Source organism: Kribbella sp. NBC_00359 (assembly GCF_036097425.1).
In the GTDB taxonomy this organism is placed as follows: Bacteria; Actinomycetota; Actinomycetes; order Propionibacteriales; family Kribbellaceae; genus Kribbella.
The window spans coordinates 1,897,449-1,910,403 of record NZ_CP107975.1 but is presented as its reverse complement, the minus strand read 5'-3'; the positions used below and the strand labels follow the sequence as shown (position 1 = coordinate 1,910,403).

Genomic DNA, 12,955 nt, shown 5'->3' with positions numbered 1-12,955 from the left:
GAGCCGCCTTCAGGGAGGGTCGGGGTGGTGGGGTGACCGAGTTCGGACGTGGAGTGGCGCGTTCTTATCGCCTTCTGGTGTTATGTTATCAATGCAGATAACACCCGACCTGGAGGCGTGATCGTGGCAGGACCCGGCTGGATCGGCGTCGACCTTGGTACGCAGAGCGTGCGTGCCGTGGTGGCCGACGCCGACGGCACTGTCCTGGCGCGCGCGACCCGCCCGCTGACGAGCCACCGCGACGGCGTACGGCACGAGCAGGACCCACAGGCCTGGCTCGACGCGGTCGACGGAGTGCTGGCCGAGGTGACCCAAGGCAGGATCGAAGGCATCTCCATCTGCTCCACCTCCGGCACGTTCCTCCTCACCGACTTGAGCGGCCGCCCGGTCACCCCCGCGCTCATGTACGACGACGCCCGCGCGGCCGACCGTCGTGACCGCATCGTGGACGCCGATCCGGAGCGCTGGTCGACCGCCATGCAGCCCACCTGGGCTCTCCCCAAGATCCTTGCGCTCATAGCAGACGGTTACGACCTCGCCAACCATCGCGTCGTCCACAGCGCCGACTTCGTTGCGGCCCACCTGGTCGGTCACCCGGTCGCCACCGACACCAGTCACGCCCTCAAGACCGGCTACGACCTGATCGCCGACACCTGGCCGACCGCCGCCTTCGAGAAGCTCGGTCTGCCGATCAGCGCCTTCCCCGACGTCGTCCTTCCCGGCACCGAGCTCGGCCGCACCTCGGCCGGCGTCCCCGTCTACGCCGGCATGACCGACGGCTGCGCCGCCCAGATCGCCGCCGGCGCCCTCGCCCCCGGCGCGTGGAACTCGGTCCTCGGTACGACGCTCGTCCTCAAGGGCGTCAGCAAAGACCTCCTCGACGACCCGACCGGTGCCGTCTACAGCCACCGCCACCCCGACGGCGGCTGGCTCCCCGGCGGAGCGTCCAGCACAGGGGCCGGCGTACTCACCGAGCTCCTGCCCGGCGCAGACCTCGACGCGCTGGACCAGGCCGCCCGCGCACTGGGCCCGATCGACGCCGTCACCTACCCGCTCGCCAAGGCCGGCGAACGCTTCCCCTTCGTCGCGCCGCGGGCCGAGCGCTTCACCCTCGGCGCCACCCCGGACGACCTGCACACGTACGCCGCCGTCCTGCAAGGAGTCGCCTTCATCGAGCGCCTCGCCTTCGAGCACCTCGAGAAGCTCGGCGCCGACCCGGTCCGATCCGTGTCGTTGACGGGTGGAGCGACGCGCAGCGGCTACTGGAATCAGCTCCGCTCCGACGTCCTCGGCGTACCGGTGGAGCTCCCGGCCGTCCCGGATCCGGCGTACGGCATGGCCGTCCTCGCTGCCTCGGCCGGGACCGAGGTCACCGCGACCGCGCGCAGGATGGTCCGCGTGGACCGCATCCTCGAGCCGCGCGAACAGCCGCTCGACGACCTGTACGGCGAGTTCGTCGCCGAGCTGGACCGCCGGGGGTACCGCGGATGAGGACCACGATCGTCCTGGCCCGCCATGGCCGGACCGCCTGGCATCACGGCAACCGGTACACCGGTTCGACGGACCTCCCGATCGACGAGGTCGGCGTACGACAGGCGCAGCAACTCAAGGAGTGGGCCACCGATTACGCGCCCGACGCGCTCTGGTGCTCCCCGATGCTGCGGGCCCGGCAGAGCATCGCGCCGACGGCCGAGGCGTTGAAGCTCGAGCCGACGCTGGATGCGCGGCTGCGCGAGGTCGACTTCGGCTCGGCCGAGGGCAAGATGCTCGGCGAACTCCCGCCGGCCGTGGCCAAGGCGTTCCAGCTGGATCCGGTGCGCGACCACTTCCCGGGCGGTGAGCATCCCGCCGACGCCGCCGATCGCGTGCACGAGGTCTTCCAGGAGATCGCGCGGAGGCACGACGGTCAGAAGGTGCTCGTCGTCGCGCACAACACCCTCCTGCGGCTGCTCGTGTGCAGGGCGCTCGGACTGCGGCTGAACGACTACCGCAGACTGCTACCTGCACTCGGCCCCGCGGCGTTGGTGCGTTTCCGGTGGGAGGACGGCACAGTGGGTCTCGAGGCGTACAACCTTCCCGCAGTGCGAATGGAGACCCTGGCATGACATCGGATGTCGACGGTGACACCACCGAACTGAGCCGTCCCGCGCGCCGGCAAGCTGAGATCGCGGCCTACGTCGTCAAGCACGGTTCGGTCTCGGCCAACGATCTGGTCGAGGCGTTCGGGGTGAGCGTGATGACGGTGCACCGCGACCTCGACGAGCTCGAGCGCCAGGGCGTGGTACGCAAGTACCGCGGCGGCGTCAGCGCGCAGCCGACCAGCGTGTTCGAGAGCAATGTGGCCTATCGGCTGAACACCGCGACCGCCGAGAAGGCCGCGCTGGCCCGGCATGCCCGCGCGATGATCGAGCCCGGCATGTCGGTGATGCTCGACGACTCGACCAGCGCGCTGGCCCTGGTCGACCTCTTCGAGGACATCACTCCGTTGACTGTGGCAACGAACTTCCTGCCGGCGATCAGCAAGTTGACCCAGCTCCGGGACATCACGCTCGTCGCCCTCGGCGGGATCTACTCCGCGACGCACGACTCGTTCGGCGGGATGCCGTGCGCGGAGGCGGTCGAGGCGCTGCACACCGACCTGCTGTTCTGCTCGGTCTCCGCGGTGTCGCCGACGCACGCGTTCCACCAGGAGGAGGAGATCGTCCTGGTGAAGCGGGCGATGCTGCGGTCGGCGCGGACCAAGGTGCTGCTGGTCGACCACGCGAAGCTGCAGCGCACCGCCCTGCACCGGCTCGCCCCACTGACCGACTTCGACATCGTGGTCGTCGATGAGAAGACCCCGGAAGACCTGATCACCCCGCTGCGCGACCACGGCGCCACCGTGGAGGTTGCCAAACTATGAATCCTTCCAGCTCAGTTTTCCTTCCTTCAATTGACCGAAGGACACCTGAGCTGGAGTGGTAAGGAGGGGTACGCATGGACGTCGGAGTCGACGTCGGGACCACCGTCACCAAGGCTGTCGCGTTCGACGGCGACGGGCGGCCGGTGGCCGAGGCATCCCGGCCGACCAGGCTGGTGCGGCCCGGGATCGGGCGGTTCGAGCACGAGACCGCGGAGATCGTTGCCTCGGTCAACGAGGTGGTCGGTGAGCTGGCTGGGACCGTGGGGGACCGGCCCGGCGTCCTGGCCATCACCGCGCAGGGCGACGGCCTGTGGCTGGTCGATCCGGCCGGTACGGCGGTCCGCCCGGCGATCTCGTGGCTGGACGCGCGGAGCAGTGCGATCCTCGATCGCTGGACCACCGACGGTGTCGCCGAGCGGGTGTTCCGCCGATCCGGCAACCGGATGTTCCCGGGCGCCTCCGGTCCGCTGCTGGCCGCCGTACTCGCGGAAGAGCCTGACGTCATCGGTCGCGCCGGGACAGCGGCGTACTGCAAGGACGTCGTGATGCAGCAGCTCACCGGCGTTCGCGCGACGGATGTGTCGGACGCATCCGCGCCGTTCCTCGACCCACGGACGAATCAGTACGACGACGAGGCGCTGAAGGCGACCGGTCTCTCGGAGCTGAAGCACCTGCTCGCACCGGTGGAGCCGGCCGGACCAGTCGGTGAGCTGCGCGACGACTCGACCGGAATGGCCCGCGGGACCAGGGTCTCAGCCGGTCCGTACGACCTCCCGGCCGCAGCCGCCGGCGCCGGTGTCTCCAGGCCCGGCGATGCTCTCCTGACCGTCGGTACGACGCTTGCCTGCCAAGTGGTGACGCGCGAGCTCCCCGTGGACGGCGAGCCCGCAGGGTTGTTCCTTGGCACCTGGACTCCCGGAGTCTGGCTCCGGGCGATGCCCGCGATGGTCGGTACGGCGGCACTCGATCGGGTGCTCGCCCTCGTCGGTGCCGGCACGGACCGCTTGCCCGAACTGCTCGCGGAGAGCCCGGTCGGCGCACAGGGCGTGACGGTTCTTCCCTACCTTTCCGAAGCCGGCGAGCGTGCGCCGTTCGTGGACACCCGGGCGCGCGGCACGATCGACGGGATCTCGCTGTCCACGACGGCGGCTGACGTGGTCCGTGCGACCTGCGAAGGGATCGCGTACGCCGCTCGCCACTGTCTGGAGGCGGCCGGGTGGACCGGCCGGGTGACCGTCTGCGGCGGCGGTGCCCGCAGCCGGGAATGGACCCAGATCCTCGCGGACGTGCTGAATGCGCCGCTGCACACGGCCGAGGCCGAGCAGGTCGCCGCCCGCGGCGCGGTGATCTGCGCGCGCCGCGCGATCGATCCGGACAGCGCCGGACCGGAGTGGATCGCGGAGACCCGCCAGGTCGATCCCGACCCGGCCCGCGCGGCGTTCTATGCCGAGGGTTACACCCACTACCTAGGCCGGATCGAGGCGGCCCGCCCGCGCTGGTCCGACCCCGCACCGACCTTCGACCAGCAGCGCTGACCCGCACCGCCTTCATTCAGGAGTTCGATGAGAACCGTCAAGACATTGCTCGCCGGCGACCACTTCGTTCGCAACGACCTGCTCGCCTCGGCACTGTCCACCATCCGCGGAGTCACCTTCGACTTCCGCGAGATCACGCTGCCCTGGCCGCTGACGCCATACGGGCGGGTGGCGGAGGTGGACGAGGCGAGCGACGCCGAGGACCAGCTCATCGATGCGCTGGACGGGGTCGAACTGGCGATCACTCAGATGGGCCCGTTCACCGAGCGGGTGCTGGACTCCGCACCGGAGCTGCGGTTCCTGGTCGTGTGCCGCGGCGGACCGGTGAACGTGAACGTGCCCGCGGCAACCAAACGCGGGATCATGGTCGCGTCCACCCCCGGCCGCAACGCGGTCGCGGCTGCCGAGCATGCGGTCGCCCTGACGATGGGTGCCCTGCGCAACCTGCCACGATTGCAGCGAACGCTCGAGCAGGGCGAGTGGCGCAGCGACCTCTACGCGTACGACGAATGCGGCCGGGAACTGGACGGATCGACGGTCGGACTGATCGGGTACGGCGCGATCGGGCAGCGAGTCGCCCGGGTGATGCTTGCCTTCGGCGCGCAGGTTCTGGTGGCCGATCCCTACATCGACGAGGCTCCCGAAGGCATCGAACTGGTCGAGCTCGACGACCTGCTGCGACGGTCCGATGTGGTCAGCCTGCACGCCCGGCTGACCGACCAGACCCGCGGCCTGATCGGCGCCGACCAGATCGCGTTGATGCCGCGAGGCGCCGTACTCGTGAACACCGCGCGCGGCGGGCTGCTCGACTACGACGCGACTGTGGACGCGCTGGAATCCGGTCAGCTGGGTGCGGCCGCCTTCGACGTGTTCCCGGCCGAGCCGGTCCCGGCGGGGTCACGGTTGCTGACCGCTCCCAATGTGGTGATGACGCCGCACCTGGCGGGCGCGACCCGGCAGACCGCTCACCGCGCCGGCTCGATCGCCGCCGAGGCAGTCGCCGCGTATCTCACCGGGAAGGACCCCGTGGGACTGGTCTCGGCGTAGCCAGCACACCCAGGCGTGCAGCACCTGGTGCTCGCGCTCGACGATCTGGACGGGGTCACCGGAGTGCGGCTGCGGAACGATGACGACGACGATTGAGATCATCAGCTAAGCTGATGGTATGAGCTCGTCCGATGCCGCTGCCCACGAGATCCGCACCAGCCTGTTCCGGCTGGTCCGCCGGCTGCGTCAGGAGCGACCCGAGGGGGAGCTGAGCTATTCCCAGCTGAACGTGCTGGGATGGCTCGAGCGCGAGGGCCCGATGACGAACGCCGACCTGGCTGCCGCCGAGCGCGTCACCCCACAGACGATGATGCGCGCGACCGCCGACCTGGTCGCCACCGAACTCATCAGCCGTACTGATAATCCGACCGACCGACGCCAGGTGCTGCTGAAGATCACCCCGGCCGGCACCACCCTCGTCCGCGAGGACCGCCGCCGCCGCGACACCTTCCTCGCCCAGGCGATGGCGAGCACCCTGACCCCCACCGAGCGAGAGCTCCTCCGGCTGGCCGCCGGCCTGATGGACAAACTCTCCGAGGTCCACGAATGACGAAGGCTGTCGAAGAGTCGCGCGCTGCCGAGGAGGTTCAGGCACAGCCTGGGCTGCCGGCGAAGTATGCGGCCTCGGTGGGGTTGGGCACGCTCCTGCAGCCGCTCAACTCGTCGATGATCGCGGTTGCCCTGGTGGCAATCGGGACCGCCTTTCACGCCGGCACCGAGACTCAATGGCTGGTGTCCGGGCTCTATCTCGCGACCGCGATCTCCGCGCCGACCGCTGGGCGGCTGGCCGATCTTCTCGGTGCGCGGCGCGTGTTCCTGGCCGGGCTCGGACTGGTGGCTCTGGTCTCCGCGCTGGCTCCGCTCGCGCCGAGTCTCGGCTGGCTGATCGCGGCGCGGGTGCTGCTCGGCATCGGGACGGGCGCGCAGTTCCCCTCCGGCGTCGCGATGATCCGCCGGATTGCCGACCGGCGTAAGGCCTCCGCGGTCGGCGCACTCGGACTGATCTCGGTCTTCGCCCAGACGTCCGCCGCCCTCGGTCCGAGCGTCGGCGGCTTCCTGGTCGGCACCTTCGACTGGCAGGCGATCTTCCTGGTCAACCTGCCGGTGTCCGCGATCGCCGGCTTCTTCGTCCTGCGCCTCGTGCCGGCCGACCCGCCGCGACCGGCCGACGACGGCCGCAAGTTGTGGCGTGAGATCGACCTGGCCGGCCTGTTCCTGTTCACCCTGGCGATGACCGCGATGATGCTGGTCCTGCTTTCGCTCACTGGCCGGCCGACGTGGTGGTTGCTGGCGGTAGCAGTCCCGGTCGCCGTGCTGTTCGTCCTGTGGGAACGGCGGGCCGCCACCCCGTTCGTCGACGTCCGGCTCCTCGCCCGCAGTGCACCGCTCTCCCTCGGCTACCTCCGCACGATGCTCACGTATGTCGCGTTCTACGCGATCTTCTACGGCCTCCCCGGCTGGCTCGAGCAAGCGCGCGGGCTCGATCCGACACAGGTCGGCCTGGTGGTTCTCCCCATCGCGGCCCTCGGGGCGATCACCGTCATCGGCGCCACCAGACTCGCCCGCAACCACGGTCCACGGCTCCTGCTGGTGATCGGCTCGGCCGGCCTTCTGGTCGGCGGTGCCGCTCTCGCTTTCGGCGTCCACGCCGGTACGCCGATCGTCGTACTCGTCCTGATCAGCGCGGTTCTCGGCGTACCCAACGGGTTCAACGGACTCGGCAACCAGTTGGCCGTCTACAGCGCCGCGCCGCCCGAGGCCGCTGGTGCCGCGGCCGGGCTGTTCCGGACCTCGCAGTACGTCGGTGCCAATCTGGCGTCGGCCGCGATCGCGCTGGTCTTCGCCGGCCCGGCCAGCGACGCCGGCCTGCACCGACTCGGCCTCCTGGTCGGTGGGATTGCTGTCATCCTGCTCGGTGATGTGATTTTCGTGAGAAATTCACACTGATCATCTATACGACACCATAGAACGGTGATAATTTCACCGGCGTGTTGAACATCCCGCCACTCGCCGACCTGTGCGCGCTGGCCGCGACGCTGGCGACCGCGGCTGGTGAAGAACTGCTGGCCCGCCAGCAGAGACTCTCGATCGACGCACCCGATGTCGAGACCAAGACCTCCGCCAGCGACCCGGTCAGCGCGGCTGACCGCGCGTCCGAGAAGCTGATCACCGATGGTCTCACTGCGGCCCGGCCCGGCGACGGCCTGCTCAGCGAGGAAGGCGCCACCCGCCCGTCCGACACCGGCCTCACCTGGGTGATCGACCCGCTCGACGGCACGGTGAACTACCTCTACGGCCGCCTCGACTGGTGTGTCTCCATCGCCGTGCAGGACGAAGCCGGTGCCTTGGCCGGCGTCGTCCACCAGCCTCGGACCGGCATGACCTGGTCCGCGATCCGTGGCGGCGGTGCACGCCGCGACGGCGTCGTACTCGGACCACCACGAGAGGTCGGACTCGCAGCCGCTCTGGTGAGCACCGGATTCTCGTACCTCGCGGAGCGTCGGGCCGAACAGGCTGACCACCTCCGCCGCGTGCTGCCCGCCGTACGAGATGTACGGCGTGGCGGCTCGGCCGCGCTCGACTTGTGCGCGGTCGCCGACGGTACGGCGGACGCGTACTACGAGCACGTGATCCAGCCCTGGGACATCGCCGCCGGAGCGCTGATCGCGCGCGAGGCCGGCGCCGCCACCATCGGCGGACCCGGGACCGCGCTCCCGAACGGCATCTTGGCGGCCGCGCCCGCGCTGGCCGTCGCCCTTGTCGAACTACTCGCCCCATCAACCCTGAGGAGGTCGGTGTGACCACACTGGACCTGCCGGTCCGGACTCATCCGGACGAGCGCCGGCTGGCCGCCGGTGTCGACCACAGACGGCGCCGGCGTCGCCGCGAGTACGGGCTGTTCGCCCTGCTGGTGGCGCCGAACCTGCTGGTGATCGCGGTCTTCGCGTACTGGCCGATCATCTACAACGCCTTCCTCAGCCTGACCGACTGGAACATGATCGCGGCCCGGCCGACCTTCGTCGGGCTGGCGAACTACGGCCGCACGCTGACCGACCCGGCGTTCCACAAGACGCTGTGGATCACCATCGTGTTCACCGGCCTGATCGTGGTCGGCAGCCTGGTGATCGGACTGGCGCTCGCCTTCCTGTTCAACCTGCCGCTGAAGGGCCGCGGTGCGGTCCGGACGATCGCGTTCGCACCGCACGTTCTGTCCGGCGCTGCGGTCGCGACCATCTGGGCTTTCATCTTCGACCCCGGTTACGGGCTGATGCGGGCGCTGATCGAGCCGTTCGGCGCCGAGCCGCCGGACTGGATGAACAACTCCGACTGGGCGTTGCCGGGCCTCGTCATCGTCTACCTGTGGAAGAACGTCGGCTTCGCCGCGCTGATCTACCTGGCCGGTCTGCAAGGACTGCCGAAGGATCTCGACGAGGCCGCCGCGATCGACGGTGCCTCGACGTGGACCCGGTTCCGCGCGATCAAGCTCCCGTTGCTTGCCCCGATCACCTTCTTCCTGCTGATCACCACGGTGATCGGCACCTTCCAGGCCTTCGACGTGATCGCGGTGATGACCGGCGGTGGCCCTGGTGATGCCACCACCACGCTGAGCTGGTCGATCTACAACGAGGGCTTCCAAGCGTTCAACGCGGGCCGCGCGGCCACGCTGTCGATCATCATGTTCGTCATCCTGCTGGTCGTCACCGCGGTGCAGGCCCGGGTGATGGAGAGGCGGGTGCACTACCGATGAAGGTCCGCGCGATCCAGTACGTCGTACTGATCGGTGTGACGGCCGTGTTCCTCGGCCCGCTGTACTGGCTGTTGTCGACGGCGTTCAAGCAACCGTCCGAGATCTATCAATGGCCGCCGGCATGGTGGCCGCATTTCACCTGGGAGAACTTCAGCCTGGCCTGGAAGGCCGCGCCGTTCGATCGGTTCTTCCTCAACTCCACAATCATCACCGTCGCGGGCACCGTGCTGAAGGTCGCGAACGCCGTGCTGACGGCGTACGCGTTCGCCTATCTGCGGTTCCCGTTCAAGAAGGTGCTGTTCTTCCTGGTGCTCGGCGCGATGATGGTGCCCGGTCACGTGACGCTGCTGCCGAACTACTTGACCGTGGCAACACTCGGCTGGATCAACACGTACGCGGGCCTGATCATCCCGGGCATCGGATCGGCGTTCGCGACGTTCCTGATGCGGCAGCACTTCCTCACCCTGCCGACGGAGGTGACGGACGCGGCCGCGGTCGACGGCGCCGGGCACCTGCGCACGTTGTGGCGGGTGGTCCTGCCGATGTCGCAGCCGATGCTGATCACGGTTGTCGTGATCACCGCGGTCGAGGAGTGGAACAACTTCGTCTGGCCGCTGATCGTGACCAACTCCGCCTCGATGCGCACCCTGCCGGTCGGCCTGCTGATCCTGAAGGACGAGGAAGGCCTGGCGGCCTGGGGGACGATCATGGCCGGCACCCTGCTGGTGCTCGCGCCGATGCTGCTGATCTTCCTGATCGCCCAGCGCTACATCGTCGGCGGTATCACCCAGGGAGCTCTGAAGGGATGAGAATGCACCGCAGGATGTTCCTCGGGCTCGCAGCCGGCGCGACGCTGGCGGGCTGCGGCTACCGCTCGGTCGACGCGATCTACTCGCAGCCGGCCGGATCCGTGCCGAAGCAGTACGCGAACCGCGTCCGCGTCGTCTTCTGGACGTCGTACGGCGGGGCGAATGGCAAGGCGGTCGACAAGCTCGTTGCCAAGTTCAACGATTCGCAAGCCGACGTGTACGTCGAGGTGCAGTTCCAGGGCAGCTACGACGACGTGGCCCAGAAGGTCGCCGCGGCGCTGGTCGCCAAGCAGGCGCCGGATCTGGCCATCCTCTCCGACGTCACGTGGGAACGCTTCTTCCTGAACGAGGCGCTCGAGCCGCTGAACGGCTACTTCACCGACGGCTTCGGTCCGGCCGTCTATCAGCAGAAGCTGTTCGGCGAGTACGTCGTGAAGGGGCAGAGCTGGGCGGTTCCGTTCGCCCGCAGTACGCCGATCCTCTACTACAACCGGGACGCGTTCGCGAAGGCCGGGCTGCCGGATCGCGCGCCGCGGACCTGGAGCGAACTGCGGTCCTGGGCGCCGGAGCTCGCCAAGGTGGAGTCCGGCGGGCGTTCGCTGCGGACGATCGCCTTCGCGAAGATCGACGGCGACTGGCAGTTCCAGGGCAACGTGTGGCAGTTCGGCGGCGCGTACTCGAAGGGCCTCGACGTCACCATCGACCAGGACGGCGCGGTCGCCGCGGGCGAGTGGCAGCGGCAGATGGTGCACGACCTGGGAGCGGCCTACATGGCCAGCAGCCCGAGCACGGACTTCGCCAACGGGCTGGTCGGTGTCATCCAGGAATCGACCGGCGGCATGAAGACCATCTCCAGCAAGGCGAAGTTCAAGGTCGGAGCCGGATTCATCCCGTCCGAGGTGGCCTCCGGGCTCGCCACCGGTGGTGGCGGGATCGGGATGCTGCGGAACATCTCCACCGAACGCAAGCAGGCCGCCGCCACGTTCCTCGCTTTCCTTGCCCGGCCGGAGAACTCGGCCTTCTGGACGACCCAGACCGGCTATCTGCCGGTGGTGAACGCGGCCCGCGAAGACCCCGAGCTGAAGAAGCTGATCGCGGAGAAGCCGAACTACGGAGTCGCGATCGCCCAGCTCGCGAATGCCCGCCAGCAGGACGCGATCCGCCTCTACGGCCGCAACGCGAACGTCGTCATCTACACCGCCCTGCAGCAGATCTACGCCGACAACGCCGCCCCCAAGAAGGTGTTCGCCTCGGTCGCCGGCCGGCTCGACGCGATCGGCGCCGAAGTCAAACGTCTCTACGAGGAGAAGGTCCTGTGATCATCACCGGCCATCGCGGTGCGCTGGGCACCGAGCCGGAGAACACGTTGCGGTCGTTTCGGCGCGCGGTTGCCGACGGATGCGACGAGATCGAGCTCGATCTTCGCGTGACCGCCGACGGTGAGCTCGTGATCCTGCACGACGCGACTGTCGACCGGACGACGTCCGGATCGGGGGAGGTCGCGGCGATGTCGTACGACGACCTGCGGTCGCTCGACGCGGGACTCGGTGAGGTGGTGCCGACCTGGGCGGAGACGGTGGCTGAGATCGACGTCCGCTTCCAGGCCGAGGTGAAGGCGGCGGACGCCGTACCGCTGCTGGCACAGACGCTGAAGGCGGATCCGTCGCTGGCCGACCGGACGCTGGTGACGTCGTTCCACCCCGAGATCCTGCTGGCCGTTCGCCGTGCCTTCCCAGCCGCGGCGACCGGCCGGATCTTCGGCCGCACGCCGCCCGCCGCCGAGCTCATCGCCCTCACCCGAGAAGCCGACGCCGGCACAGCCCTCTGCGCCATAGCCGGCCTAACCCCAGAAACCGTCGCCACCCTCCACTCCGCCGGCCTGGACGTCACCGCCTGGCCCGTCCCCGACCAGCAAACCCTGACCCAAGCGGTCACCCTCGCCGTCAACGGCATAACCACAGACAACCCCCACCTCCTAACCCCACCCCACCCCTAACCCCCCGCTGCCCGAGCCCCGCCCCGGCCCCCCGGCGCCCGCCGCCCAACCCAACCCACCCGCGCCCACGCCGTGCGCCCCGCGCCCGCCCCACTCCCGGTTTCGGGCCTGGTCGACTTTGTGCACCAGATCCGCACCGCGGGGGTGCCGCGCGTACGGACGCGGTGCACAAAGTGCGCCGAGTCCCACCCGAGCCCCGCCCCGGTGATCTGGCCCCGGCGACGGGCTCCCCGCCCGCGACCCGGCGCCCGCCCGTCCACGCGCCAGGGCCCGCCCGCCGGCCTAACTCAACCCGCGCGCCTCGCAGCCCGCCCCCGCGTTCGGGCCTGGTCGACCTTGTGCACCAGATCCGCACCCTGGAGGTGCCGCGCGTACGGACGCGGTGCACAAAGTGCGCCGAGGCACGCCCCCCGGAGCCGCGCGGCCTCGCCGCCTGCGACCTGGCGCACGCCTGCTCCACGCACTCGGGCCTGGCTGACTTTGTGCACGAGGTCCGCATCGTGGGGTGCCGCGCGTACGGACGTGGTGCACAAACTGCGTCAAGGCACGCCCGACCCCCGGCCCCGCGCGTCCGAGCGCCGCCCCCGGCGACGGGCAGCCCGAGCCCCCCGGCCCCCGGAGCCGCGCGCCCTCGGCCGCCGCCCGCGACCCGGCGCCCGCGCGGCCCCTGCGTTCGGGCCTGGTTGTCCTTGTGCACAGATCCGCGTTGTGGGGTGACGCGCGTACGACGTGGTGCACAAGGTGCGCCGGTCTCGTCCGAGCCCCGCCTCGGCGACCCGCCCAAGTCGGGGCCTGCCCGCCCACACGTCCGAGCCCCGCCCCCGCCGGCCCTAACTCAACTCGGCCCCCGGGCCTCGCCGCTCGCCCCGCGTTCGGGCCCGGTCAACTTTGTGCACCAGGTCCGCACCCTGGGGTGGC

At 69.7% G+C, this 12,955-nt stretch carries 12 protein-coding genes; all 12 read left to right on the top strand.

From position 1 onward, the window contains the following. Positions 1–123 precede the first annotated feature (123 nt). The gene (locus OG876_RS09300; RefSeq protein WP_328524384.1) at positions 124–1,491 is read left to right on the top strand and encodes an FGGY-family carbohydrate kinase; all 1,368 of its coding nucleotides are present in this window, start codon (positions 124–126) and stop codon (positions 1,489–1,491) included. After that, on the top strand, positions 1,488–2,105 hold the full coding sequence (locus OG876_RS09295) for a histidine phosphatase family protein (RefSeq protein ID WP_328524383.1): 618 nt from the start codon (positions 1,488–1,490) through the stop codon (positions 2,103–2,105). Before OG876_RS09300 ends, OG876_RS09295 begins: the two co-directional genes overlap by 4 nt. After that, positions 2,102–2,902 (top strand): DeoR/GlpR family DNA-binding transcription regulator, encoded by an 801-nt coding sequence (locus tag OG876_RS09290; protein WP_328524382.1) that lies wholly within the window; start codon positions 2,102–2,104, stop codon positions 2,900–2,902. Before OG876_RS09295 ends, OG876_RS09290 begins: the two co-directional genes overlap by 4 nt. Positions 2,903–2,976: 74 nt before the next feature. After that, the gene (locus tag OG876_RS09285; protein ID WP_328524381.1) at positions 2,977–4,437 is read left to right on the top strand and encodes an FGGY-family carbohydrate kinase; all 1,461 of its coding nucleotides are present in this window, start codon (positions 2,977–2,979) and stop codon (positions 4,435–4,437) included. Between the two features lie 27 nt (positions 4,438–4,464). Further along, positions 4,465–5,484 carry a 2-hydroxyacid dehydrogenase gene (locus OG876_RS09280; protein ID WP_328524380.1) on the top strand — a complete coding sequence of 340 codons (1,020 nt, stop codon included), beginning with the start codon at positions 4,465–4,467 and terminating at the stop codon, positions 5,482–5,484. Between the two features lie 118 nt (positions 5,485–5,602). Beyond that, positions 5,603–6,034 (top strand): MarR family winged helix-turn-helix transcriptional regulator, encoded by a 432-nt coding sequence (locus tag OG876_RS09275; RefSeq protein WP_328524379.1) that lies wholly within the window; start codon positions 5,603–5,605, stop codon positions 6,032–6,034. Further along, complete coding sequence (locus OG876_RS09270; protein WP_328524378.1) at positions 6,031–7,431, top strand: MFS transporter; 1,401 nt, start codon at positions 6,031–6,033, stop codon at positions 7,429–7,431. The genes OG876_RS09275 and OG876_RS09270 overlap by 4 nt, the downstream gene beginning before the upstream one ends. Before the next feature lie 41 nt (positions 7,432–7,472). After that, entirely contained in the window at positions 7,473–8,285 is an 813-nt protein-coding gene (locus tag OG876_RS09265; protein ID WP_328524377.1) for an inositol monophosphatase family protein, read from the top strand. Next, positions 8,282–9,232: a carbohydrate ABC transporter permease gene (locus OG876_RS09260; protein ID WP_328524376.1), complete on the top strand. Its 951-nt coding sequence runs from the start codon at positions 8,282–8,284 to the stop codon at positions 9,230–9,232. The genes OG876_RS09265 and OG876_RS09260 overlap by 4 nt, the downstream gene beginning before the upstream one ends. Further along, positions 9,229–10,041, top strand: a complete 813-nt coding sequence (locus OG876_RS09255) for a carbohydrate ABC transporter permease (protein ID WP_328524375.1) — start codon at positions 9,229–9,231, stop codon at positions 10,039–10,041. The genes OG876_RS09260 and OG876_RS09255 overlap by 4 nt, the downstream gene beginning before the upstream one ends. After that, the gene (locus tag OG876_RS09250) at positions 10,038–11,360 is read left to right on the top strand and encodes an ABC transporter substrate-binding protein (RefSeq protein WP_328524374.1); all 1,323 of its coding nucleotides are present in this window, start codon (positions 10,038–10,040) and stop codon (positions 11,358–11,360) included. The genes OG876_RS09255 and OG876_RS09250 overlap by 4 nt, the downstream gene beginning before the upstream one ends. Then, a complete protein-coding gene (locus tag OG876_RS09245) occupies positions 11,357–12,037 on the top strand; it encodes a glycerophosphodiester phosphodiesterase (RefSeq protein ID WP_328524373.1) in 681 nt (226 codons plus the stop codon). Before OG876_RS09250 ends, OG876_RS09245 begins: the two co-directional genes overlap by 4 nt. Positions 12,038–12,955: the final 918 nt, after the last annotated feature.